The sequence below is a fragment of the Variovorax sp. KK3 genome (assembly GCF_001984055.1).
Taxonomy (GTDB): domain Bacteria; phylum Pseudomonadota; class Gammaproteobacteria; order Burkholderiales; family Burkholderiaceae_C; genus Variovorax.
Genome location: NZ_LYVO01000023.1, coordinates 1 through 24,361, shown reverse-complemented (window position 1 = coordinate 24,361; position 24,361 = coordinate 1). Strand labels below are relative to the sequence as shown.

The 24,361-nt window shown below is 67.9% G+C and carries 23 protein-coding genes; 6 read left to right on the top strand and 17 right to left on the bottom strand.

The window, feature by feature from the left end; genetic code table 11:
• Nucleotides 1–73: 73 nt before the first annotated feature.
• From B0W80_RS35460 to B0W80_RS13340, 4 genes are all read right to left on the bottom strand, one after another.
• Nucleotides 74–883, bottom strand: a complete 810-nt coding sequence (locus B0W80_RS35460) for a hypothetical protein (RefSeq protein WP_076999634.1) — start codon at nt 881–883, stop codon at nt 74–76.
• Nucleotides 883–1,353 carry a hypothetical protein gene (locus B0W80_RS13350; protein WP_143684608.1) on the bottom strand — a complete coding sequence of 157 codons (471 nt, stop codon included), beginning with the start codon at nt 1,351–1,353 and terminating at the stop codon, nt 883–885. The genes B0W80_RS35460 and B0W80_RS13350 overlap by 1 nt, the downstream gene beginning before the upstream one ends.
• Nucleotides 1,350–1,979, bottom strand: a complete 630-nt coding sequence (locus tag B0W80_RS13345; RefSeq protein ID WP_076999632.1) for a hypothetical protein — start codon at nt 1,977–1,979, stop codon at nt 1,350–1,352. The genes B0W80_RS13350 and B0W80_RS13345 overlap by 4 nt, the downstream gene beginning before the upstream one ends.
• Before the next feature lie 96 nt (nt 1,980–2,075).
• Nucleotides 2,076–2,717: a hypothetical protein gene (locus B0W80_RS13340; protein WP_076999631.1), complete on the bottom strand. Its 642-nt coding sequence runs from the start codon at nt 2,715–2,717 to the stop codon at nt 2,076–2,078.
• 279 nt (nt 2,718–2,996) lie between these two features.
• Here B0W80_RS13340 and htpG point away from each other — a divergent pair, with 279 nt between their 5' ends.
• Together htpG and B0W80_RS13330 are read left to right on the top strand one after the other, a co-directional pair.
• Nucleotides 2,997–5,060: a molecular chaperone HtpG gene (gene htpG, locus B0W80_RS13335; RefSeq protein ID WP_083745365.1), complete on the top strand. Its 2,064-nt coding sequence runs from the start codon at nt 2,997–2,999 to the stop codon at nt 5,058–5,060.
• A gap of 7 nt (nt 5,061–5,067) precedes the next feature.
• A complete protein-coding gene (locus B0W80_RS13330; protein ID WP_076999630.1) occupies nt 5,068–6,327 on the top strand; it encodes a cytochrome P450 in 1,260 nt (419 codons plus the stop codon).
• Nucleotides 6,328–6,332: 5 nt separating this feature from the next.
• Here the strand turns inward: B0W80_RS13330 and B0W80_RS13325 are convergent, their stop codons facing one another.
• The 3 genes from B0W80_RS13325 to B0W80_RS13315 are packed head-to-tail and all read right to left on the bottom strand — an operon-like array spanning nt 6,333 to nt 10,140.
• Nucleotides 6,333–7,457 (bottom strand): CaiB/BaiF CoA-transferase family protein, encoded by a 1,125-nt coding sequence (locus B0W80_RS13325; protein ID WP_076999629.1) that lies wholly within the window; start codon nt 7,455–7,457, stop codon nt 6,333–6,335.
• A gap of 14 nt (nt 7,458–7,471) precedes the next feature.
• Nucleotides 7,472–8,440, bottom strand: a complete 969-nt coding sequence (locus B0W80_RS13320; protein ID WP_076999628.1) for a tripartite tricarboxylate transporter substrate binding protein — start codon at nt 8,438–8,440, stop codon at nt 7,472–7,474.
• Nucleotides 8,441–8,475: 35 nt separating this feature from the next.
• Nucleotides 8,476–10,140 (bottom strand): acyl-CoA dehydrogenase family protein, encoded by a 1,665-nt coding sequence (locus B0W80_RS13315; RefSeq protein WP_076999627.1) that lies wholly within the window; start codon nt 10,138–10,140, stop codon nt 8,476–8,478.
• A 111-nt stretch (nt 10,141–10,251) separates the two neighbouring features.
• On the opposite strand from B0W80_RS13315, the gene B0W80_RS13310 reads away from it, so the two are divergent.
• Complete coding sequence (locus tag B0W80_RS13310; protein ID WP_076999626.1) at nt 10,252–11,130, top strand: LysR family transcriptional regulator; 879 nt, start codon at nt 10,252–10,254, stop codon at nt 11,128–11,130.
• Nucleotides 11,131–11,156: 26 nt separating this feature from the next.
• Here the strand turns inward: B0W80_RS13310 and B0W80_RS13305 are convergent, their stop codons facing one another.
• From B0W80_RS13305 to B0W80_RS13275, 7 genes are all read right to left on the bottom strand, one after another.
• The gene (locus tag B0W80_RS13305; protein ID WP_076999625.1) at nt 11,157–13,964 is read right to left on the bottom strand and encodes a pitrilysin family protein; all 2,808 of its coding nucleotides are present in this window, start codon (nt 13,962–13,964) and stop codon (nt 11,157–11,159) included.
• Between the two features lie 37 nt (nt 13,965–14,001).
• Complete coding sequence (locus tag B0W80_RS13300) at nt 14,002–15,027, bottom strand: serine/threonine protein kinase (protein WP_076999624.1); 1,026 nt, start codon at nt 15,025–15,027, stop codon at nt 14,002–14,004.
• A gap of 45 nt (nt 15,028–15,072) precedes the next feature.
• Nucleotides 15,073–16,185: a DUF2855 family protein gene (locus B0W80_RS13295; RefSeq protein ID WP_076999623.1), complete on the bottom strand. Its 1,113-nt coding sequence runs from the start codon at nt 16,183–16,185 to the stop codon at nt 15,073–15,075.
• A gap of 98 nt (nt 16,186–16,283) precedes the next feature.
• Nucleotides 16,284–16,712: an organic hydroperoxide resistance protein gene (locus B0W80_RS13290; RefSeq protein WP_076999622.1), complete on the bottom strand. Its 429-nt coding sequence runs from the start codon at nt 16,710–16,712 to the stop codon at nt 16,284–16,286.
• An 80-nt stretch (nt 16,713–16,792) separates the two neighbouring features.
• Nucleotides 16,793–17,248: a MarR family winged helix-turn-helix transcriptional regulator gene (locus B0W80_RS13285; RefSeq protein ID WP_076999621.1), complete on the bottom strand. Its 456-nt coding sequence runs from the start codon at nt 17,246–17,248 to the stop codon at nt 16,793–16,795.
• A 187-nt stretch (nt 17,249–17,435) separates the two neighbouring features.
• Nucleotides 17,436–18,251, bottom strand: a complete 816-nt coding sequence (locus tag B0W80_RS13280) for a crotonase/enoyl-CoA hydratase family protein (RefSeq protein ID WP_076999620.1) — start codon at nt 18,249–18,251, stop codon at nt 17,436–17,438.
• 22 nt (nt 18,252–18,273) lie between these two features.
• Entirely contained in the window at nt 18,274–19,122 is an 849-nt protein-coding gene (locus B0W80_RS13275) for a 3-hydroxybutyryl-CoA dehydrogenase (protein ID WP_076999619.1), read from the bottom strand.
• Between the two features lie 135 nt (nt 19,123–19,257).
• Between B0W80_RS13275 and purT the strand changes: the two genes are divergently transcribed.
• The 3 genes from purT (at nt 19,258) to B0W80_RS13260 (ending at nt 22,982) form a co-directional block, all read left to right on the top strand.
• Nucleotides 19,258–20,460 carry a formate-dependent phosphoribosylglycinamide formyltransferase gene (gene purT, locus B0W80_RS13270; RefSeq protein ID WP_076999618.1) on the top strand — a complete coding sequence of 401 codons (1,203 nt, stop codon included), beginning with the start codon at nt 19,258–19,260 and terminating at the stop codon, nt 20,458–20,460.
• A 28-nt stretch (nt 20,461–20,488) separates the two neighbouring features.
• Nucleotides 20,489–21,433 carry an alpha/beta hydrolase gene (locus B0W80_RS13265; RefSeq protein WP_076999617.1) on the top strand — a complete coding sequence of 315 codons (945 nt, stop codon included), beginning with the start codon at nt 20,489–20,491 and terminating at the stop codon, nt 21,431–21,433.
• Between the two features lie 106 nt (nt 21,434–21,539).
• A complete protein-coding gene (locus tag B0W80_RS13260) occupies nt 21,540–22,982 on the top strand; it encodes a hypothetical protein (protein WP_143684607.1) in 1,443 nt (480 codons plus the stop codon).
• 84 nt (nt 22,983–23,066) lie between these two features.
• On the opposite strand, the gene B0W80_RS13255 is transcribed toward B0W80_RS13260, so the two are convergent.
• From B0W80_RS13255 to B0W80_RS13245, 3 genes are all read right to left on the bottom strand, one after another.
• The gene (locus B0W80_RS13255) at nt 23,067–23,318 is read right to left on the bottom strand and encodes a hypothetical protein (RefSeq protein ID WP_076999615.1); all 252 of its coding nucleotides are present in this window, start codon (nt 23,316–23,318) and stop codon (nt 23,067–23,069) included.
• Between the two features lie 78 nt (nt 23,319–23,396).
• A complete protein-coding gene (locus B0W80_RS13250; protein ID WP_076999614.1) occupies nt 23,397–23,600 on the bottom strand; it encodes a 4-oxalocrotonate tautomerase in 204 nt (67 codons plus the stop codon).
• A 47-nt stretch (nt 23,601–23,647) separates the two neighbouring features.
• The coding region (locus B0W80_RS13245; protein ID WP_076999613.1) for a class II aldolase/adducin family protein at nt 23,648–24,361 on the bottom strand (714 nt) is incomplete at its 5' end.

Genomic DNA, 24,361 nt, shown 5'->3' with positions numbered 1-24,361 from the left:
GCCCATCCGGCCGCACCGGCCAGGGCGGTGCCCGCCCAGCACAGTCGGAGGGCGTGACGCGCCAGCCTTCTTTTCATTGCGACGTGAACCGCTTTTCGATGGGCATCGACCCCCTGCGGCCCCATTCCAGCTTGCCGCTGACGTCGAGCGGATAGCGGAACACGACCGCGGACTCGGTGTCGCCCGGTCGGGTGGCCACCAGCGCGATGTCGCGCGTCTCGCCCGGCATGATGGGCATGGTGGAGGCCTGCATCTCGAGCGTCGTGCCCGCGGCATCCTTGCCGTTCAAGAAGCCCGCGAGCCGCCCGTGCGCGGTGCCGGTGTTCCGGATCTGCAGCACAGGCGTTGGCTTGCCGTCGACCGTGCGCACCGTGGCGCCGGCCAGTTCGAGCGATGGTGCCACGTCGCCCACGGACACGTAGACGATGACGCCGATGCGCGCGCCCAGTGCGATCGGCATGCCCGGGGCAGCGGCCGGCTGCTGCCCTTCGATCATGATCGCGAAGCGGCATTCGGTCGGCGGCGTGCCGGGCGGCGGTGTGACCTCGAAGCGAAAGCGGTAGGGCCGGCCGGGCGTGATGCTGAGCTCGCGTCGCTCGATCGCGACCCAGGGCCGGCAGCTGCCGGGCAGGAGTTCGTCGCTGAAGTCGACCGAGCCGTCGGGCCGCAGGGTCCAGTCTGCCGTTTTGAAGCGATAGCCGCCCGCGCGCGCATCGCTGTGCGTGAGTTCGAGCACCTCGCGCACCCGGTCGCCGGGCGCGGCCGACAGCTCGAAGCGCGGCGGCGACACGGCCAGCGAGAACTGGGCATGGGCCGGCAGGCAGGCCCAGGAGCACAGGGCGAGGGCGGCTGCGAGCCGAAGCAGGGCGGAGAAGGAGCGCATCAAGGGTTGACCTCGATCTCGAAGAAGAACTGCAGGGACTGCGGGCGGTCGATGGCGCGGCCGTCGGCCATGAGGTCGAGCACGATGCTTTCCTGCAGGAAGGCATCGCGCACCACGCCCTCGTAGACCAGCGTGCGGCTGCCGCCGCGCACCGAGCCCGGCAGCAGCCGGCCCTGGGTGCGCCAGCTGGCGATCATCTGTTCGCCCTCGGTCGGCGCCAGGCCCATGTAGACGCGCGCCGGACGGTTGAGCCAGGGTGAGAGATTGAGCCGCAGCGCGACGGTGACGCGGCCTTCCACCGTGTTGTCGCCAGCGCGGCCGGGTGCCAGTTGCCGCCAGCGCATCGGCGTGGCGGGCTGGCTCAGGTAGGTGCCGGTGTCGTCGACGCGGTATGTCGCGGCGCCGGACGGGGAAGCGGCAGCTACGGCCAGAAGAGCCACCCCCGCCAACTTGACGACTAGACCCTTCATGGCGCCGTCAACGTGAACGTCGCTCGCCCGGTGAAGGTGCCGGCTGGAACGATCTGGGTGTTGAGGTAGCGGAAAGCCAGGCAGCTCTCGAACCAGGTATTGCGCGTGACCGACAGCAGCCCCTGCGAGCCGCCGGTGAAGCTCCCGCTGGGAATGGTCGGCGACGAATCCCCGTTGCCCGACGAGGTCCAGGCGATCGTGCTGAACGCGACCGTGTCGCCGTTGGCGTTGACCAGGTTGGCCGGCGTTGTCACGCTCAACGTTGCCGCCGCACCCGTCGAGCCGGGCACGCGATAGAAGCCGCCCACGTAGATCTGCCCGGTGGTGGCCGGCGAATTGCAGAAGCCATAGCCTTCGAAGGGGCTGCTGGTGACGGTGCTGTTGGTCGTCATCGCCTGCGCGGTGCCCGAGCCCAGCTGGGCGCTGGGCACCGTCACCGAGGCGGTGTTGACCGTGCTGTTGTTGCCCGGCGTGCCGCCGGCGCTGAAATAGCCCCCGCTCATCGTGCCGGTGCCGACCTGCAGAAACAGCGCGCGCTGGCCGGGCGTGATGCCGACCGTGTACGCCTGGGCTGCCGGCAGTCCGGCAGCGCACAGGGTCAGCGCGAGGCAGGTCTTCGTTTTCAAGCGGCTCTGTCTGGGGTGCATTTGCAGCCGGTGCCCGCCGACCGGCATGGTGTGGGAATCGGCCCGATCTGGCGGCGGGTGAATCCGGGGGACGCGTCAGGGCGCGGTGGCGGTGTAGGTCACGGTGCCGTTGTTGGCCACCGTGTTGCCGTAGGTGCCGGCGGGCAGCGCGGCGGTGTTGGCATACGCGAACGACCAGCTGCCTTCGCGGCGAACCAGGCCGCCTGTCGCCGGCAGCGTCGTGCCGGTGGCGGAGGTGCCGCCGCCGGCAGCCGTGTTGAATGCCGGGTGAGCGATGGCTGTGTTGTTGAAGCCCGGCGTGGTGGCGGGCAGGATGCCGGCCGACACGGTGATGTCGCTCCACGGCACGGTCGGGTTGCCGACGACGCCGCTGCTCAGCGGCCCGGTGACGGCATTGTTCAGCGTGACGGTGCCGCTGTTGCCCATCACACGCACCGTGACGCCGCCGCCCGCCAGGTCGCCGCCTGTACCTGTCACAGCCGTGCCGTTGCCGACGTTGCCGGCCGGTACGGCGAATGCGATGTCGTTGACGGTCGTGTTGTTGGCGTTGCTCGTGCCCGCGCCCACTTGAAGGAACAGCACCTTCGGCACTGTGATGATGAAGTCCAGCTTCGCAGTCGCCGTCAGGCTGCCGGTTCCGGTGACGAAGTTCGATTCGGCTTGGGCGGCCAGCGGCAAGGTGGCAGCGATGACGGTGGCGAGGAACAGCTTTTTCATTGCAGGAGTTCTCGTTCGAGATAGCGTTGAAGGAAGCTGGAATGTAGGCGACGGCCTACAAGCGTCGCTGTGACGAAGTGCGCAGATGCAGTTCGATGAATACTTTCGTTAAAAACTGGCTATGTAAGTTTTGGTGAAACGTCGCGCGGTTGCCACACGTGATGTGAAGTTGCTTGCAGGGGCTGGACAACTTCGCGTTGGCCCCCAGTTGGCGCTCTTGTACAGTCGCCGGTTCGCCTGCGTGGCGTTTTTTTTCCCCTCGTTTTCGTTCCCCGAGTCATGACGATCACCAAGACCAAGCTCCCCTTCCAGGCCGAAGTTGCACAGCTTCTTCACCTGGTCACGCACTCCCTTTACTCCAACAAGGAAATCTTTCTTCGCGAGCTGATTTCGAATGCTTCGGACGCCTGCGACAAGCTGCGCTTCGAGGCCATCGACCAGCCGGCGCTTTACGAAGAGCAGCCAACGCTCGAAGTGCGCGTGTCCTTCGACAAGGACGCCAAGACCCTCACCATCGCCGACAACGGCATCGGCCTGTCGCAGCAGGAAGCCATCGACAACCTGGGGACCATCGCCAAGAGCGGCACCAAGGAATTCATGAGCCGCCTGTCGGGCGACCAGAAGGCCGACGCGCAGCTCATCGGCCAGTTCGGCGTGGGCTTCTATTCGGGCTTCATCGTGGCCGACCGCATCACCGTCGAATCGCGCCGCGCGGGCCTGCCGGCCGCCGAAGGCGTGCGCTGGGTGAGCGCCGGCGCCGGCGACTTCGAGGTCGACACCATCGAGCGCCCGCAGCGCGGCACCAGCGTCACGCTGCACCTGCGCGACGATGCGGAGGAGTACCTGAACCTCTGGAAGCTGAAGTCCATCATCTCCAAGTATTCGGACCACATCTCGCTCCCGATCCTGATGGAGAAGGAGGAGTGGAAAGAGGGCGAGGACAACAAGGGCGGCGAGATGGTCAAGACCGGCGAATGGGAGCCGGTCAACAAGGCCAGCGCGCTCTGGACGCGGGCCAAGAAGGACATCGACGACGAGCAGTACGTCGACTTCTACAAGAACATCAGCCACGACTTCGAGGCGCCGCTGGCCTGGAGCCACAACCGCGTGGAAGGCAACACCGAATACACGCAGCTGCTCTACATCCCGGCCAAGGCGCCGATGGACTTGTGGAACCGCGACAAGAGCGCGGGCGTCAAGCTCTACGTCAAGCGCGTCTTCATCATGGACGACGCAGAGGCGCTGATGCCGAGCTACCTGCGCTTCGTCAAGGGCGTGATCGACTCGGCCGACCTGCCGCTCAACGTGAGCCGCGAACTGCTTCAGGAAAGCCGCGACGTGAAGGCCATCCGCGAGGGCAGCACCAAGCGCGTGCTGTCGATGTTCGAAGACCTGGCGAAGAAGCAGAAGACCACCACCAGCGCCGCCGAGGGCAAGGTGGACGTGGGCTCCGGCGAATCGGTGCCCGCGCCTGAGCCGACCGAGGGCCTGAACGACGCGACCGCCGCGGGCGATGTCACCGACGTGGTCGACAAGAACGCCACCACGCCGGCCGCCGAGGCCGCGGCTGCCTTCAGCGACGAATCCGGCAAGTACGCGAAGTTCTATGCCGAGTTCGGTGCCGTGCTCAAGGAGGGCCTGGGCGAGGACTTCGCCAATCGCGACCGCATCGCCAAGCTGCTGCGCTTCGCCTCCAGCACCAGCGACACCGTGAGCGTCGGCTTCGCCGACTACAAGGCGCGCATGAAGGAAGGCCAGGAGGCCATCTACTACATCACCGCCGACGCGCTTGCCGCCGCCAAGAACAGTCCGCAGCTCGAGATCTTCCGCAAGAAGGGCATCGAGGTGCTGCTGATGACCGACCGCGTCGACGAGTGGGCGCTCAACTACCTCACCGAGTTCGACGGCACGCCGCTGCAGAGCGTGGCCAAGGGCGCGGTCGACCTGGGCACGCTGCAGGACGAGGCCGAGAAGAAGGCGGCCGAGGAAGCGGCCGAGTCCTTCAAGCCGCTGCTGGAGCGTTTGAAAGAGGCGCTCAAGGACAAGGCCGAGGACGTGCGCGTCACCACTCGCCTGGTCGATTCACCGGCCTGCCTGGTGGTGCAGGACGGCGGCATGAGCACGCAGCTCGCGCGCATGCTCAAGCAAGCCGGCCAGCCCGTGCCTGAACTCAAGCCGGTGCTCGAAGTGAACGCCGAGCATCCGCTGGTCAAGAAGCTCGAAGGCTCGGCGCATTTCGACGACCTGGCGAACATCCTGTTCGACCAGGCCCTGCTGGCCGAGGGCGGCTTGCCAGCCGACCCGGCCGCGTATGTGCGGCGCGTGAACGCGCTGCTCGCGTAGCACCGACATGAGTCGAGCCGGCGCGTCACCCATCGACCTCGCCGGCTTCGACTTGCGCGATCCGGGCGCGGCCTTCTACGAAGACCCGTACCCGTTCTACGCCGCCTTGCGCGAGACCTCGCCCGTGCGGCACATGCCCGACGGCTCGCTGCTGCTCACACGCCATGTCGACTGCGTGGCGGTCTACAAGAACACCCACGCCTTCAGCTCCGACAAGCACGCCGAGTTCGCCCCCAAGTACGGCGTGGGCAGCCCGCTCTACCAGCACCACACGACCAGCCTGGTCTTCAACGACCCACCGCTGCACACGCGCGTGCGCAGCCTGATCAACGGCGCGCTCACGCCGCACGCCATCGAGTCGCTGGAAGACGGCCTGCGGCACCTGGTCGACGGCCTGCTCGATCGCATGGAAGAGCGCCAGCACGCCGGCGGCACGGTCGACCTGATCGAAGACTTCGCGGCCGCGATTCCGGTGGAGATCATCGGCAACCTGCTCGGCGTGCCGCACGGCGAGCGCGAGCCGCTGCGCCGCTGGTCGCTCGCCATCCTCGGCGCGCTGGAGCCGCAGCCCAGCCAGGCGCAGCTCGATGCGGGCAACCAGTCTGTCACCGAGATGGTCGACTACCTGCGCACGTTGGTGGAAGCGCGCCGGCAGAACCCGGGCGATCCGGCGCACGACGTGCTCACCCGGCTGATCCACGGCGAAGAAGACGGCGGGGCACGGCTCACCGAAAACGAGCTGTACCAGAACTGCATCTTCATCCTGAACGCGGGCCACGAGACCACCACCAACCTGATCGGCAACGGCCTGGTCGCGCTGCTCGACTGGCCCGATCAGAAGCGCCTTCTGCTCGACGACCCTTCGCTCGTCCGCTTCGCGGTGGAGGAATTCCTGCGCTTCGAAAGCTCCAACCAGTTGGGCAATCGCATGAGCGTGCAGGACAGCCGCATCGGCGACGTCGACGTGCCATCCGGCACGCGCATCACGCTGTGCATCGGCGCTGCCAACCGCGACCCGGCGGTGTTCGCCGACCCCGACCGCCTGGACATCACGCGCTCGCCCAACCGCCACCTGGCTTTCGGCTCCGGCGCGCACCAGTGCGTGGGCATGAACCTCGCGCGGCTCGAGGGCAAGGTCGCCATCGGCGCGTTTCTCGCGCGCTTTCCGGACTACCGCATCTTCGGGCCGGTGAAGCGCGGCGGGCGTGTGCGCTTTCGCGGTTATCTCAATGTGCCGTTGAGTTTGGGGTTGCCGATCGAGTCCTGAGGCAATCAGGCGTCGAGAAAGCGCTCCCCCGGCGTCAGCGGCGCATGCCGATAGCTCGCCGGCGTGCGCGACAGCTTGATCGGCGAGGCGATGCCGCGGTAGCCGCCTTCGAGCTCGACCACCATGCCGCGGTGGGCCGTGTGCGGATGTTCCAGTGCGGCATCCACCGGCAGCACCGGCGCGGCGGGCACGCCGGCGGCCATCAGTGTGTCGACCAGCGTGCGGCCGTCGAAGGCGGCGAGTGCGGCTTCGAGCTGCTGCTTGAGTGCGTCGCGATTGACCGAGCGCGAACGCGCGTCGCGGTAGCTCGGATCGTCGGCCAGCGCGGGCTGGCCGATGCATTGGCAGAAGCTTGCGAACTGGCGGTCGTTGCCAACCGCGAGGAAGATCGGATCGGTGCCGGTCGCCAGCGCGTCGTACGGGTAGATGTTGGGATGTGCGTTGCCCGTGCGCCTGGGTGTCGCACCGTCGAGGAACCAGTTGGCCGCATGCGGATGCAGCAGCGCCAGGCCGCTGTCGTAGAGCGCGGCCTCGATGAACTGGCCGCGGCCGCTCTTCGCGCGCTCCTGCAGCGCGAGCAGCACACCGATGGTGGCGTTGAGCCCGGTCACCATGTCGACCACGGGAAGGCCCACGCGCAGCGGGCCGCCCTCGGCCTCGCCGTTGATGCTCATGATGCCGGTCATGGCCTGCACCGCGGCGTCGTAGCCCGGCAGCGCGCCCAACGGGCCGTCGGCGCCGAATCCGGACACGCGGCACCACACGAGCCGCGGGAACTGCTTCGACAGCGTCTCGTAGCCGATCCCCCAGCGCTCCATGGTGCCGGTCTTGAAGTTCTCGATCAGCACGTCGGCCTCGGGCAGCAGCGTCATCAGCGTGGCGCGGCCTTCATCGGAGCCGAGGTCCAGGTGCTGCACGCGCTTGTTGCGGTTGAGGCCACGGTAGTACGAGGACACGCCGTCTTGAAAGGGTGGACCCCAGCCGCGCGTGTCGTCGCCCTGCGGCGGCTCGATCTTGAGCACGTCCGCGCCGTGGTCGCCCAGCACCTGGCCGCAGTAGGGGCCGCCCAGCACGCGGGAGAGGTCGAGCACGCGCATGCCCGCCAGTGCGCCGGTCGTCGTCGTGGTCATGTGCGTTCTCCCGCTCAATCGAGTTGCGCGCCGGACTGGCGCACCACGCCCGACCACATCTGCATCTGCGCCTGGATGAACTTCGCCAGTTGCTCCGGCGAGGTGGCCGGCGGCGGCTCCAGCCCCTGGGCAGCGAACTGCTGCTTCACCTTCGGCGAGGCGAGCACTTCGGCGAACGCCAGGTTGAGCTTCTTCACGCGATCGGGCGGGGTGCCGGCCGGCGCGACGATGCCGAAGAACACACTGACGTCGTAGCCCTTGAGCCCCTGCTCGGCGATGGTCGGCACGTCCGGCAGCGCCTGCGAGCGTGCGGCGCTGGCCATGCCGAGCGCACGCAGCTTGCCGGCCTTGACGTAGGGCAGGGCGGTGAGCACGTCGGTGAAGCTCATGCCGACCTGTCCGCCCAGCAGGTCGTTGAGCGCCGGGCCGGTGCCCTTGTACGGGATGTGCTGCAGGTCGACGCCGGCGGTGGCGTTGAACAGCACGCCGGCCAGGTGCGACGAGGCGCCGTTGCCCGACGAGGCATAACTTAGCTTGCCCGGGTTGGCCTTCGCATAGGCGACCAGTTCCTTCACGTCCTTGGCCGGCACCGACGGATGCACCACCAGGATGTTGGGCAGGTGGCCGACCTGGATCACCGGCGCGAAGCTCTTCACCGGGTCGTAGCCGATCTTGCGGTAGAGGCTGGCGTTGATGGCCAATGGGCCCGAGGTGCCGAAGAGCAGGGTCTGCCCATCGGCAGCCGCACGCGCGACGAACTCGGCACCGATGTTGCCGCCGGCGCCGGCCCGGTTCTCCACGATCATCGGCTGGCCCAGGCGCTCCTTCATCTCGGCGGCCAGCGTGCGGGCCATCGCGTCGGTGGGCCCGCCGGGCGGGAAGGGCACGACCAGGCTGAGGGGCTTGTCGGGAAAGCTGTCGGCATGGGCCAGCGGCGTCAGGGCCGTGGCACAGGCGAAGGCGAGGGTGGCGATCAGTCGCATGGGGTGTCTCCGTCGTTCGTCGAATCGTTCGGTCGTCATGAATTCCAGTCGGCCGGCACCACGTCGGCCGAGAGCGGATCGCGCGGCAGCACGCGGTGCAACAGCACCGCCTGCGCCCACTGCACGCGTTGCGCCGAGCCGGCGCGGGCGCCTTCCCAGGCCATCGCGATCGCGCTCGCGCAGTGGTAGAGGGCGGATGCGGCCTGCCGGGCCAGCACGTCGCCGCCGTCCTGCGCGGCGCGCAGGGCCAGTGCCACCGCACGCTCCATTGCGCCGCGCAGCGCGGCCGCGAAGCCGGGCGCGATCTCGGCCTCGGCCAGCAGCGCGCCGAAGTGCGCCTGCAGCGCCGGCAACGAGTTCTCGCGCTGCACCGCGCGGATCACGTCGAGCGCCACGATGTTGCTGGTGCCTTCCCAGATCGAGCCCAGATGCGCATCGCGCACCAGTCGCGGATCGGTCCACTCCTCGATGTAGCCGCAGCCGCCACGCACTTCCATCGCATCGCCCGTCACCTTGCGCGCGTCGCGACACGCGCGGAACTTGATGAGCGGCGTGAGGATGCGCAGCAGGGGATATGCGCTCGCATCGCCACCGTCGTTGCGCGCCAACGCCATCGCGGTCTGGAACACCATGCTGCGCGCCTGCTCGGCCGGCAGGCGCAGCTTCTGCAGTTGCCGCTGCATCAAGGGCATCTGGTCGAGGCGGCGCCCGAAGGCGCGGCGTTCGCTCGCGACGAACTCGGCCTCGGCCACTGCACGGCGCATCAGGCCCGCGGCGCGCACGCCGTTGGACAGGCGCGAGTTGTTCACCATGTCGGCCATCTGCTGGAAGCCGCGGCCGGCCTCGCCGACCAGGTACGCGACGGCGCCTTCGAGCCGGATCTCGCCGCTGGCCATCGAGCGCGTGCCCAGCTTGTCCTTGAGCCGGACGATGCGGTAATGGTTGAGGCTGCCGTCGTCGAGCCGCCGCGGCAGCAGGAACAGCGACACGCCCTTCATGCCGGCCGGTGCGCCGTCGGGCCGCGCCAGCACCATCGCGAAATCGGCGTCGGGGTTGGAGCAGAACCACTTGTCGCCGTCGAGCCGCCATTGGCCGGCGTCGTCCTGCCGCGCGCGGGTGGCGGTGGCGGCGATGTCGGAGCCGGCCGCCTGCTCGGTCATGAACATCGCGCCCTGCGCCAGCGTGTCGAAGTCCAGCGACTGGAAGCGCGGCAGGAAGCGCGCCACCAGCTCGGGGCTGCCGAACTTGCGCAGCGTGCGCGCCAGCGAATCGGTCATCGACACCGGGCAGCACAGGCCGAACTCGGCCTGCACGAACAGATAGGTCAGCACGTATTTGACGACCGGCGGCATCTTGCCCTGCCAGCCGAGCGTGTCTTCACGGTGCGACATGGCGGCCAGGCCGAATTCGCTGAGGGCGAGGCGCTCCATCTCGACGTAGGCCGGGTGTTTGATGACGCGCTGCTCGTCGAGGCCGGTGCGGGTGCGCACCGACAGCGTGGGCGGGTTGCGGTCGGCCAGGTGGGCGAGTTCGTCGAGCGGGCCGCCGGCCAGTGCGCCGAGGCGCTCGAAATGCGGCTGCATGTGCGCGAGCAGCCGCGCGTCGAGGTACAGCGGCAGCAGGCGCAGCAACTCGCCGTCGGTGGTGTAGAGGTTCTGCCCGTGGCGGTCGGGCACCGTGTGGTCCGTGGTGCGGGTCATGGCCGTCGTGTCTCCTTTGCAGCGGATTCTTCAGGCCACGACGATTCCTGTCTAATATCGAATAGGTCTTCTTCGATCTGATCTGACTATCGTTGAACAAGGGGCACGCGCATGGAGCTGCGTCATCTTCGGTATTTCGTCGTGCTGGCCGAGGAGCTGCATTTCGGCCGCGCGGCGCGTCGGCTGTCGATCTCGCAGCCGCCACTGAGCGTGGCCATCCGCCAACTCGAAGACGCGGTGGGCGCGCGGCTCTTCGAGCGCAACAGCAAGGAAGTGCGGCTCACGCCGGCCGGCGAGACGCTGCAGGCCTCGGCCAGCCGCCTGCTGCGCCAAGCCGAAGAGGCCGCCTTGGAGGCCCGCGACGTTGGCCGCGGCGCGGCCGGGCGGCTGCGCATCGGCTTCGTCGGGGCGATGCTCTATCGCGGCCTGCCGCAGGCGCTCGCGAAGTTCCAGGCGCAGCATCCAGCGGTGCGCATCACGCTGGCGGAGTTCAATTCAGGCGTGCAGATCGCGGAGCTGCTGCACGACCGCCTCGACCTCGGCTTCGTCCACACCAGCCGCATGCCGGCGGAACTGAGCCATCGGCTGCTGCTGTCGGAGCCCTTCGTGGCCTGTTTGCCCGCCGGCCATCGGCTGGCGCGGCGCCGCGCGGTCGCGCTCGCGAGCTTGAAGGGAGAGCCCTTCGTGCTGTTCTCGCGCGACGCCTCGCCCGACTACCACGAGCGCATCCTCGGCATCTGCGCCGGGGCCGGCTTCCATCCCGAAGTGCGGCACGAGGTGCGGCACTGGTTGTCTGTGGTGTCGCTGGTGTCGCAGGGCATGGGTGTCGCGCTGGTGCCCAGCGCGCTGCAGAACGCAGCACTGCGCGGTGCGGTATTCCGCCCACTCGAAGGGGACGCGGCGCGCTCCGATGCCTACGCCATTTGGCGCGCCGGCCCCGAGAACGTGCTGGTGCAACGGTTGCTGAGCGCGATCGAGGCCAGGGCCTGAGCGCTCGGACGCCGTGATCGTGCCTCTCAGGGAAAGCTGCCCGCCGTGACCTCCACCAGCCGCTCCGGCCGCAGGTACTTCTTCAGCGCCGCGTTGACGGCATCGGCGCTGATCGTCTCGTAGGCCTGCGTGAAGCGTGCGTAGTGCGCCATGTCGCGCCCATGGCGCAGGTTGTTGGCCAGCGTGCCCGCGAGGTTGGCGGGCTGGGCCAATGCATCGGCGCGGCCGCTCACGATGGCGCGCCGCGCGAAGCCGACTTCGATCGCGCTGAAGCCGTTCGCGGCACGGCGGGTCAGCTCGTCGCGGATGGCGGCCAGCAGCCGCTCGCGGTTCTGCGGTGCGAAGCTGGCCTGCAGGTTGATCGCCGCCGCATCGCCGCCGGGAAAGCGCTCGCTGCTGGCCGGCGCGAACAGCGAGGCGGAGATGCCGTAGCTCAGGCCCTCCTGTTCGCGCACGCGCTGCCACAGCGCGGTGCCGGCGCGGCCGCCGAGCAATTGCACGGCGGCGAAGAGCGCAGGGAAATCGGCGGCATCGGCATTCATCGACAACGGGATACGGGCGACGTAGTTGGCATTGGCCTTGTCGGGGACGCGAACCGGCGCGGGGGGCGGCAGCCGGTCGAGATCGGTCGGGTAGGCGAAGACCCAGCCGCGGCGCCGCTCCGGCGCCTTCCAGTCGCCGATGGCTTGCTGCCACCGGGCAGTGGTCTCGTCCGGCGCGAGCGGGCCGATGAGCACCAGCTCGCCGACGGTGGCGCCGGCGAAGCGTTGCCAAAAGGCGCGCAGCTGTGCGGCGTCCGCGGCGCGCAGTTGCGCCTCGGTCTCGTCCTGCGTGCGTGCGCTTCGGGGATCGCCCGGCGCATAGCGGCCGGCAGCGCGGCCGGCGTCGTCCCGCGCCGGCGCGGCGAACACCAGCTGCAGCGCGTTCGACGCCAGCGCGGCGGGGTCGGTGCGCGCGTTGACCATACCCGTGAGCTGTTGCTGGCGAACGCGCGTGAATTCCGCGGCATCGAATGCCGGCTCGCGCAGGATCTGCCCCAGCAGCGCGGTGAAGGCGGCCAGATGCTGCGCGGGCAGTTCGAAGTTGGCCGTCAGCCCGCCGACGCCGGTGTTGATGGTCAGGCGCGCATCGAGCGCCAGCAGGTCGGCCGTCAGCTGCTCGGCACTGCGGCTGCGGGTGCCGCGCAGCAGCATCGGCCCGGCCAGGCTGCCAAGGGCCTGCTGGCCGTTCAGGCTGTCGGCGCTGCCCCATGGCAGCCGCAGCGTGCCGGTGATGCGCTGGTCCTTGCTCGGGCGCGGCAGCAGTGCCACGCGCAGGCCGGGCTCGCCGCCCGCCGTGAGGCGCCGCAGCACGGTGTGGGCGTCGATGTTGGCCGGCGTCAGTGCGAAGTCCTCCACCGCCGCAGAGGGCGCCTTGCCGCGGTAGTCGGCGAGCACCTGCACGATGTCCGTCGGCGGCGCAAGTGGCGCACGTGGCGGCAGCGTGTCGGTGGGCAGGTAGCTGCCGCTGGTGCGGTTGGAGGCCAGCAGCCAGGTGGCGGCCACCCGCTGCACATCGGCCAGGGTCACCGCCTCGATCCAGTCGCGCATCGCGAACCACAGGCGCCAGTCGCCCAGCGCGATCGATTCCGACAGGCCGAGGCTCAGTTGCTCCGGGTCGCGCAGCGCATCGTTGATCGACTTGAGCACCAGGCCGCGCGCCAGCGCCACTTGTGCCTCGGTGGGCTGGACCGTCTCGACCGCGCGCGCCAGCGCCTGCCGAGCCTGCTCCACCGCCGCCTCGCTCGTGCCCGCCGGCAGGCCGACGCTGGCCAGCAAGTGGCCCGGGTCGCGCAGGGCGAACACGTAGGCGGCCTGCCCGACGGCGATGCCCGGCCGCACCAGCGCCAGGTCGAGCGGGCCGCCATTCATCGCGAGCAGTTGGCTCAGCACGCGCATGGCAGCGAAGTCGCGCGCGCTGCCGGGCATCACGTGGTAGAGCACCGCCACGCTCGGGTTGCCGCCCACGCGCCGCAGCGTGACGTGGCGCTCGCCGTCCTGCGGCGGATCCACGGTGTAGCCGGGCAGCAGCGGCACCGAAGGCCGGGCGATCGGTCCGAAGGCCTGCGCCACCTTCGCCAGCGCGGCCGCGGCCTCGAAGCGGCCGCCGATCACCAGCGTCGCGTTGTCGGGCCTGTAGTGGCGTCGATAGAAAGCGCGCAAGCGCTCGAGCGGGATGTGTTCCACGTCGGAGCGCGCGCCCAGCGTGTCGTGGCGGTAGCCGTGCCATTCGTAGGCGGCCGAGGTCATGCGCTTGCCGAGCACGCGGGCCGGGTTGTTCTCCGACCGCTCCAGCTCGTTGCGCACCACGGTGAGCTCGGTGTCGAATTCGCCCTGCAGCAGCTTGGCCCGGGTCATCGATTCGGCCAGCCAGCCGAGCATCCAGTCCATGGTCTCGGCATCGCTGGCGAAGGTGGCGAAGTAGTTCGTGCGGTCGAGCCAGGTGGTGCCGTTCCAGCGCGCGCCGCGCCGGGTCATCTCCAGCTTGGGGTCGGCGATGCTGGCGCTGGACTTGAAGAGCATGTGCTCCAGCAGGTGCGCCGCACCGGTCTCGCCGTTGCCTTCGTGGCGGCTGCCGACGCGGTAGGTCAGGTTGACGGTGGCGGTGGGCTTCGACGGGTCTGGCGCCAGCAGCACGACCAGGCCGTTGGCGAGCTGGTATTCAGTGATGTTCTCGACCTGCCGTACTTCCTTCAGGCTCGAAGGAAGGGCCGGCGCGCCGGTCCCGACCGCGGATGTGCCGCAGCCCGCCAGCAACAGGGCCGCGAAAAAGCTGGCCAGCGATGCCTTCTTCATGTTGTCGCCTCCTCGATGTGCCGGCCCGCCCGGGCTCTCACGCGTACAGCGGCTCCTCCGCCATCGCCTCGCATTGGTCCTGCAGCATCTGGATCTGCCCCTTCCAGTAATCGCTGGTGCCGAACCACGGAAAGTTGATCGGAAAGATCGGGTCTTTCCAGCGCCGTGCCAACCAGGCGCTGTAGTGGATCTGGCGCAGCGTGCGCAGCGGCTCGATCAGCACCAGCTCGCGCCGGTCGAATTCGCGGAACTGCTCGTAGCCTTCGAGCAGGCCGCTCAATTGCGCGGTGCGCTGGGCGCGGTCGCCGCCGAGCAGCATCCACAAGTCCTGCACCGCGAAGCCCGTGCGCGCATCGTCGAGGTCCACGAAATGCGGGCCGCCGTCCGGGCGGTCGGTGGGCGTCCACAGGATGTTGCCGGGGTGCACGTCGCCGTGCAGCCGCAGCGTCTTCATCTCCGTGTAGGTGTCGGCGCCGAGCGCGGTGACGGCGATCATTTCGAAAGCTTCGCTGCACGCCTTTTCATAGTCACGCTGCACGTCGAGCGGTATCGCATCGTTCGCCAGCAGCCAGTCGCGCGAGTCGATGCCGAAGCTCTGCAGGTTCAACGTGGGCCGCTCCACGAAGGGCTTCGCCGCGCCCACCGTGTGAATGCGCGCGAGGAAGCGGCCCACCCATTCGAGCACCTCGAAATCGTCGAGTTCCGGCCGACGTCCGCCGCGGTAGGGGCTCACGCTGAAGGCGAAGCCGGCATGGCGGTGCAGCGTGCTGCCGGCCAGTGCCAGCGGCGCGACGGCGGGCACTTCGGCGGCGGCCAGTTCGGCGGAGAAGCCGTGCTCCTCGGCGATCTGGGCATCGCTCCAGCGCTCCGGCCGGTAGAACTTGAGCACCACCACGCGCTCGTCTTCCAGGTGGGCCTGGTAGACGCGGTTCTCGAAGGAGTTGAGCGCCATCAGCCGGCCGTCGCCGTACAGGCCGAGTGCGGCGAGCGCGTCCAGCACCACGTCGGGCGTGAGCGTTTCGTAGGGATGGGCGGAGGGGGAGGAAGAGGCGTCCGATGTCACCGCGACATTGTGGGCCCTCGGCGCTTCGCCCGCCGCTTCTTGCGATCAGCCGCGCGAAAGCGACAGGATGTGCCCCACGCGGGGATCGCCCCGGCCCGACAGCACCTGCGCATAGGCGGCCTGCGCGGCCGCAGTGCCGTCGTGGTGCTCGGGCAGCAGCCACGGCGTCGCGGGCTGCGCCACCTCGGCGATGAAGGCCTGCCAGGCCTGCACCATGCGCTGGCCGAACCCATCCGCGCCCCATTCCTCGGTGCGCTTCTTGATCTGGGCCGGTGCGAAGAAGAAGGCCGCGCGCGGGCCGGGCAGGTCTTTGGCGGAGCCGGGCGGCGCCAGCTGCTCGACATGCGTGCCGCCGATCACGCAGTCATGCCGCAGCTGCGTGAAGCGCGTGTGGATGGCGCGCCGCAGCTCGCCGTTGCCCGCGAAGTCGATGTACACGCAAGGAACGTCGGCGGGCACCTGGTCGAGTTCGTCGTAGGCCAGCACGCGGTGATAGCAGCCCAGGCTCTGGCAGAAGGCCTTGTTCGCGGCCGAGGTCAGGCCAATGACCTCGACGCCCTCACGCTGGTGCAGCTGAAAAGCGGTGCCGTAGGCCGTCTTGCTCGATGCGCTCGACAGCAGCGCCACGCCTGGCCGCGCGCCGAAGAAGTCGTTGTCGTCGAAGAAGTCGTCGATCAGCCACGAGGTGATGAACAGCGGCCGCAGCAGGGCCTGCAGGTCTTCCGTACCCTCGCTGTAGAGCGGATCGCTCGCGCAGCGGAAGTACTGGTTGTAGACGGCCGGCAGTGCCTCGCGATGCGGCGTGCCGTCGGTGATGCGCGAGGGCATCAGCCGTTGCGGCGTGAGCACCACGCTCGAGGCCATCGGCACGTAGCCGTAAAGCCGTTCGCCCACGGCCACGCCCGGATGCAGCGACTGCACCACCGAGCCGAAGCCCCACACCGGAATCGCGCCCCAGCCGTCTTCGCCCGTCGGGAAGAACTGCCAGTAGTTCATCGACTCGCCGAAGGCGGCGTAGGTGATGTTGTTCGAGGTGAGCGCGAAGCTGTCGATGCGCAAGCGCACCTGGCCCTCGGCGAGCGGCGTGTCGTCGACGGTGCGCGCTCGAATGGAGGCCAGGTCGTCCTTGCGAACCAGCAACTGGGTGGTGGTGCTCATGGGGTGTCGTCTCCGCACGCCTGGGTTGGCGCATGGTCGGCACCTTAGCGCGAAGCTGCGTCGGCTGCATGAAAAAACCCGGCAGGGGAGCGCGAGCGTCAGGCGATCGAGAGTTCGACGTCGATGTTGCCGCGGGTGGCGTTGGAGTACGGGCAGACCTGGTGGGCGGTGTCGACCAGCAGTTTCTTCTGCGCGTCGTCCAGGCCCGGCAGGCTGATGGCCAGCTTGACCGCGATGCCGTAGGCCTTGCCTTCGTCCGTCGGGCCGAGCGAAACGCTGGCATCGACGGCCACGTCTTCGGGCACCTTGACGTTGATCTTCGGTGCCACGGCCTTCATCGCGCCGATGAAGCAGGCCGAGTAGCCGACAGCGAACAGTTGCTCGGGGTTGGTGCCGGCCTTGCCGGAGCCGGGCGGGTTGAGCTTGACCTCGAGCGCGCCGTCGCTGGACTTGCCGGCGCCGCCGTCACGGCCGCCGGTGGTGTGCGATTCGGCGGTGTACAGGACTTTGTCGAGCTTCTTGACCATGGTGATTCCTTCGGGTTGGTGGTTGGGGTTGGGGTGAATGAATGCTTCGTTGCCGAAGCGGCTGGGGACTTCGTTGAAAACTAGGCGGCCGCCTTCACGCGGTCTCGCAGTTGCTGAACCTGCTGCGTGAGCGCCACCAACTCCTCGATGGAGCACTGGCTGGCGGCCATCAGGCAGGCCGGGACGGACGCCGCGCGCGCCTTGAGGCGTCGCCCGGCCGGGGTGAGGTTGACATGCACGCGGCGCTCGTCGGCCACGTCGCGAATGCGGGCCACCAGGCCGCTGGCCTCGAGCCGCTTGAGCAGCGGGGTCAGCGTGCCGGAGTCGAGCGACAGGCGCTCGCCCAGTTCGGACACCATCAGCCCATCGCGCTCCCACAGCACCAGCATCACCAGATACTGGGGGTAGGTGAGATGCAGCTTGTCGAGCAACGGCTTGTAGAGCTTGGTCATCGCCAGCGAGGCGGAATAGACGGCGAAGCACAGCTGGTTGTCGAGCCGCAGCATCTCGTCCTGGGATGGGGTGGCTTGTGGCATGGGTGGAATTGTAGGAGGCGATTAAGTTGTGTGCAAGTTAATTGTTGAAAATAATATTTTTTCCCTGTTCCCTCTCGCTCGGCAGAGGGTTAGGGTGAGGGCACCGTGCGCATCCACCGCTGCACGTTTGCAACCGCCCAGTGCCCTCGCCCCCGCCCTCTCCCAGAGGGAGAGGGAGTAAGACCAATCACCGCCCAGTGAATCGCGCCGGCCTTCTCTCGACGAACGACCGCACCCCCTCCGCCGCATCCTCACTGTTCGCCAACTTCTGCTGCACCGGAATGAACTCATCCACCGCCGCAGCCGGCCCCTGTTCGATCGCCTTCAGCACATTGAGCCGCGTCGCCACCACCGCCAACGGTGCCTGCGCCGCGATGCGCTGCGCGATGGCGAGCGCTTCGTCGAGCTCCTGCCCGGCCGGCACCACCTTCTGCACGAAGTTGAGCCGATACGCCTCGGCACTGCCGAACTCGTCCGCCGTCAGCAGATGCAGCATCGCATTGCCCAGCCCCGCGCGCTCGGCCATGCGCAGCGTCGCGCCGCCGGTGGCCATGATGCCGCGCTGCACTTCCATCTGCGAGAAGCGGCAGTTGTCGGCCGCCACCACGATGTCGGCACCCAGCATCAGCTCGATGCCGACCGTGAAGCAGATGCCCTTGACAGCGACCACCATCGGCTTGGTGCGGCGCCGGTAGCCCGGCAACCCGAAGTCGTGCGGCTCGACCAGGCCTTCGGGAATGGCTTTCTCGCCGCGCTTCATGTACTCGGCCACCGCCGGCAGGTCGAGGCCCGCCGTGAAGTGGTCGCCGAAGGCATGCAGCACGCCGACCCGAAGGCCGGGCTCATCGTCCAGTCGCGTATAGGCCTCGCCCAGTTCGCGGAACATCTTCGGCGTCCAGCCGTTGCGCTTGGCGGGGCGGTTGATTCCGATGAGCAGCACGTGGCCAAGCACCTGGGTGTCGATGCAGCCCTCGGGCGGGGGCACGGTGGGAATGGCGGGCATGCCGGTCTCCTGCGTTCGGGATTCAGTACGTGTAGACGCCGCGTCCTGTCTTGCGACCCAATTGGCCGGCGGCCACCATCTCCTTCAGCAGCGGGCAAGGCCGGTACTTCGAATCGCCGAACTGATCCAGGTACACCTCCATCACCGCCAGGCACACGTCCAGCCCGATCATGTCCGCCAATGCCAGCGGGCCGATGGGCTGGTTGCAGCCCAGCTTCATGCCGGCGTCGATGTCCTCGGCCGTGGCTAGGCCCTCGGCCAAGACGAAGAAGGCTTCGTTGATCATCGGCACCAGGATGCGGTTGACCACGAAGCCCGGCGCGTTCTTCACGGTGATCGGCGACTTGCCGAGCTTGACGGCCAGCGCTTTCACGGCATCGTGCGTGGCGTCGCTGGTCAGGTAGCCGCGGATGATCTCCACCAGCGCCATCATCGGCACCGGGTTGAAGAAATGCATGCCGATGAATCGGTCGGGCCGCGTGGTAGCGGCGGCCAGCTGCGTGATCGAAATCGACGAGGTGTTCGACGCAATGATCACTTCGGGCGCCAGCACGGCCTCGGCCTGCTTGAGGATCTTGAGCTTGAGCTCGTGGTTTTCGGTTGCGGCCTCGATCACGAGCTGCGCGGCCTTCAGGTCGTCGTAGCTCGTCGAGCCTTTGATCAGCGCGAGCGCCGCATCCTTCTGCTCGGCCGTGAGCTTGTCTTTCTTGATCAGCCGGTCGAGGCTACCGGCCACCGTGGCCAGCCCCTTGTCGACCGCGGCCTGCGCCACGTCGACCATGATCACGCTGACGCCTGCCACCGCGCAAGCCTGGGCGATGCCGTTGCCCATGGTGCCGGCGCCGATGATGCCGACGGTCTGGATTGCCATTTCGAGTGCTCCTTGAACTGAAACTGAACTGAGATCCGCGATTGTGGAACAGCCCGCCCGCCGCGGCTGTTGCCGGCGGTGACAGCCGCGGTGATTCACAATGCCGGGCTTCCCCCCTTCACTGCGACGACTTCCATGACGACCCTCGGCACGCCCCTGTCCCCCTCCGCCACCCGCGTGATGCTGCTCGGCTCGGGCGAGCTCGGCAAGGAGGTGCTGATCGCGCTGCAGCGCCTGGGCGTGGAGACCATCGCGGTCGACCGCTACGAGAACGCCCCCGGCCAGCAGGTGGCGCACCACGCCCGCACCATCGTGATGAGCGACCCCGATCAGCTCAAGGCCCTGATCGAAGCCGAGAAGCCCCATCTGGTGGTGCCGGAGATCGAGGCCATCGCCACGCCCATGCTGCAGCAGCTCGAAGAAGCCGGCACGGTGCGCGTGATCCCCACGGCACGCGCCGCACGCCTGACGATGGACCGCGAGGGCATCCGCAGGCTGGCCGCAGAGACGCTGGGCCTGCCCACCAGCCCCTACGAGTTCTGCGATTCGCTGGACGAGCTGCAGGCCGCCATCGACGCCGGCATCGGCTACCCCTGCATCGTCAAGCCCGTGATGAGCAGCTCCGGCAAGGGCCAGAGCAAGATCGACGGCCCGGGTGACGTGCAGAAGGCCTGGGACTACGCCATGGCCGGCGGCCGCGTGAGCCACGGCCGGGTGATCGTCGAAGGCTTCATCGACTTCGACTACGAGATCACGCTGCTGACCGTGCGTGCGGTCGGGCCCGATGGCCAGGTGCAGACGCAGTTCTGCGCACCCATCGGCCACGTGCAGGTCAGCGGCGACTACGTCGAGAGCTGGCAGCCGCATCCCATGGCGCCGGCCGCCCTCGACAAGGCGCAGCACATCGCGCAGGCGGTGACGGCGGACCTGGGCGGCCAGGGCCTTTTCGGCGTCGAACTCTTCGTCAAGGGCGACGAGGTCTGGTTCAGCGAAGTCAGCCCGCGCCCGCACGACACCGGCATGGTCACCATGGCCACCCAGTGGCAGAACGAATTCGAGCTGCATGCGCGCGCCATCCTCGGCCTGCCCGTCGACACCACGCTCAAGAGCCCCGGTGCCAGCGCCGTCATCTATGGCGGTGCGGATGCGCAGGGCATCGTCTTCGACGGCGTCGACCAGGCGTTGCAGGTGCCCGGCACGGAGCTGCGCCTGTTCGGCAAGCCCGAGAGCTTCGTCAAGCGGCGCATGGGCGTGGCGCTGGCGCACGCCGGCGACGTCGACACCGCGCGACTCAACGCCAAGGAAGCCGCGTCGCGCGTCAAACCGCGCGCGGTTTGATCCACACGCACACTTCAAGGAGCCCGCCATGCTGCATCCCCAGGCCCAAGCGTTCATCAACCTGCTCGTCGAGCGGCAAGTGCCGCCCACGCACACGCTGCCGGTCGCGGATGCGCGCAAGTTCTACCGCGAGCGGCGTGCCGTCACCCAGCCCGAGCCCGGCGATGTCGGCGAGGTGCGCGACCTCAGCGCGCAGGGGCCGCACGGCGCGATTCCGCTGCGGATGTATCGCCCGCTGGGCAGCGCCGCCGGCGTCGTGTTGCCGGTGCTCGTCTACTACCACGGCGGCGGCTGGACCATCGGCGACCTCGACACGCACGACACCCTGTGCCGCGAACTCTGCAATCGATCGGGTTGCGCCGTGGTGGCGGTCGACTACCGCATGGGCCCCGAGCATCGCTTCCCCGCCGCGGTCAACGACGCCCTGGCCGCCACCCGCTGGGTGCACGACCAGGCGCAGGCGCTCGGCGTGGACCCGACCCGTCTCGCGGTCGGCGGCGACAGCGCGGGCGGCAACCTCGCGGCGGTGGTGGCGATCGCTGCGCGCGATGCAGGCGACCTGCCGATCGCGTTTCAATTGCTGATCTACCCCGCCACCGACATGCGCCGCGGCCACCCCTCGCACACCAGCAACGGCCAGGGCTACGTGCTGACCCGCGACACCATCACCTACTTCCACGACCACTACATCGCCGAGCCGGAGCACGACCTGGACTGGCGCGCGTCACCGCTGCTGCACACCGACTTGTCGCGCCTGCCGCCGGCGCTGGTGCTCACCGCCGGGTACGACCCGCTGCGCGACGAGGGGCTGGACTATGCACGCGCGCTCACCGCCGCCGGCAATCGTGCGTCGTACCTCTGCTTCGACAGGCAGATCCATGGGTTCATCACCATGGGGCGGTTGATCGACGAGGCGAACACGGCGGTGTCGGTGTGTGCGGCCGAGGTGCGGCGCGCGCTCGCGCCCGGCTGATCGCGATCGGCTGAGGCGGCCGCGCGGGCCGCGACTTTTCGATGGTGTTGCAGTGGAACGCTCTTCGTTTCACAGTGACTGACGTGGCTGATTTCACAGGCCCACCATGTTCACGACCTTCAGCACCCCGATCCATTCGCCGTCTCCTCTTGTTGGCACGCAGACGAGCGGTCAGTGGAAACTTGACCTGATGCTTCACCTGCGGACCAATGCTCAAGCACGCAGCCCGGGTTTCACCAAGGCGCTGGATGCCTATGTACTGAAAGACAAGGAATCAGCCATGAGCCTCCTTGTCTGCGAGTTGATGAGGCACGGGGAAGACAAGGCGCTGACCTACTTGCTGTGCAAACTTGACGCCGCAAGCCTTGACCTGATGGGGACTCTTGGCGAGGCCGAGTTCGGCGTCTTGCAGAGCGCCATGGAGAAAGCGCCCCGAGCTATCGGAAAACTGCAACTGCTGGACCTTTGCCTGGACAACGCGGCTGTCGGGGCAATGCTGCGATTGTTGCCCGTCATGAAGGTGTTGCATTCGCTCTCGCTGGAACACGTCGAAGCGAACAAGATGCCGTGGTTCGAATGGCGATGTCAAGATCTGTACCCTCTGAAGAACTTGACGGTGGAATGCTGGTCCGAGTGCGACATCCACGAGTTGCTTCTCGCGCTGGTGTCTGCATCTGATCTTGAAAGATTGAGTGTCAAGGGCATCCCCAAGGGACTGCCCCATAAAGAGCTGGCCGCGGCGTTGGGCTCTCAGCGAGCGCTCGTCTCGCTGCACTTGGGCGTTGTTGTCCTGGCCGGCAATTTGAAGTTTTATGTTGACTACCTTCGGAACAGCCCGACACTCAGGACGCTCGACTTCAGCGGAAACCGTCAATCTCGCGAGGGGCTCGATGACGAAGAGGTCAAGATTCTGTTCCGTACTTTGACGGGAAAGCCTTTGGAACGGCTTTCACTAAATCAAGCCCTCCAGAGCAAGATGCGTCACTCGATTGGTGTGCTGCCTACATTGCTCGATCTGGATTTGAGTGGGAACCGGCTAACGGATGCTTCAGTGGTCCCGGTGATTCTTCAACTCATCGATGCGAATGTTCCGTTGAGAAGTCTCAAACTGAACGAATGTGAAAATGGGCCGGCATGCCTCGACGCCCTGGCGGTCTTTGTGATGAGCAGCAAAACCCTCGAGAACCTTTCAATCAGGCGGCTAGGGCCCCTCGACTTCTTTTGCCGAGGCGACCTGGACTCGCTGGCCGAGGCGGTCGACAAGAGCCCCTCGTTGCGAAGCCTCGGTGTGTCGCCAGTGCTGGCCGACGCCAACTTCCGTCCTACGTGGAATAAGGTCCAACAAAGGAACGAGCAATTCAAACTTGCTCGCATTGAACATGGCATGTTCGAGATCTTCGACGCGGGCGGAGTCGGAGACCCCCGTTCTCTCGCCCGTAGGACCGCCGAGAGTGAGGGGGCCAGCCTTTCGATGAGAGATGCACGCAACCTCAGGTCGATCAACCGAAGAGCGGCTGGCTATGCGCCCCGTCCCAGCGAAGGACAATGAATCCTGCTGACGGATCTCTAGATGTCAACGCGCCGCGCAGGCGCCCCCTGCTGCGGCCCGTGCAATAACTGCTGGCCTCGACGCTCAGCGCGGCGGCAGCTGAATCACATTGCAGCTGCTTCCGCCACTGCTGGCGCCGTACTCGGCACGGCACACCAGGATGCGGTTCTTCACCGTGTCCAGCATCCAGGCCACCGACGATTCACCCGTGCCCGACACACCCAGTGGAACCAGGGGCGTAGGCGTCTGCACCGGCGCAGGTGGCGGCGCGGCGTGAGCCGGCATCGCCAGCGCGATCGCGATGGTGGTCAGGGCGACGAATCGGTGCGGCAGCATGGGCATCTCCTTGGCGTGGACGGACGGACCACTATCGTCCACGCGCCCGCTGCCCGCAATCGCGGAAACGGGGAGGCGTCAGCCGGCCTTCGAAGGCGCCGGGTCGCTCCAGAGCTTGCCGCCCGTGGCCCAGTCCTGCTTCTGGATGTCGAAGAAGATCACGTCGACCGAATCGGGCGAGGCGCCGATGGTGCGCACGGCGGCTTCGGTCAGCGCTTCGGCGAAGGCACGCTTCTGCTCGACGGTGCGGCCTTCGAACATTTCGACGCGGATGGTGGGCATGGGGTTCTCCAGTGAGGTGATTGAAATTTGAGAGAGGGCTCGGTCGATCAGTCGCGATAGCCGGGCGCCGTGCGGTCCAGGCGGCGCAGCAGGGCGGGCCATTCGACGTCGCCGTCCCACTCGCTGCCGTCGCCGACCCATTCGCCGTAGGTGCGCGCGGCGAGTTCGTCGCTGACCACTTGCACCGCGCCGCCGGTAGCGGCCATCGCGCGCAACTGGGCCTGCGCGGCACGCTCCAGCAGGTGCATCAGCATCCAGGCCTCGGCCACCGTGCGGCCCACGACCAGCGTGCCGTGGTTCTCGAGGATCAATCCGTCGAGCAGGCCGAGGTCGGCCACCAGTCGCTGCTGCTCGTCGGCACCGAGCGCCAGGCCTTCGTAGGCATGGCGGCCCAGACGCCGGTGCAGACGCATCGCGTACTGCGAGGTTGGCTGAAGCCCGCCGGGCAGCATCGACAGCGCCACACCCCACGGCGTGTGCAGGTGGATCACGCATTCGACCTCGGGCCGCGCCGCGTGCACCGCGCCGTGAATGGCGAACCCGCTCGGGTTCACCCGCGCGCCCGAGCCGTCGATGACCTTGCCGCGCAGGTCGACCTTGACCAGGCGCGAGGCCGTGATTTCCTCGAAGGTGCTGCCGAACGGATTCAGCAGGTAGTGCCCCGGCTCGCCCGGCACGCTGGCCGAGAGATGCGTGTAGACCGTGTCGTCCCAGCCGTTCTGCCAGGCCATGCGGTACGCCGCGGCAAGGTCGATGCGCAC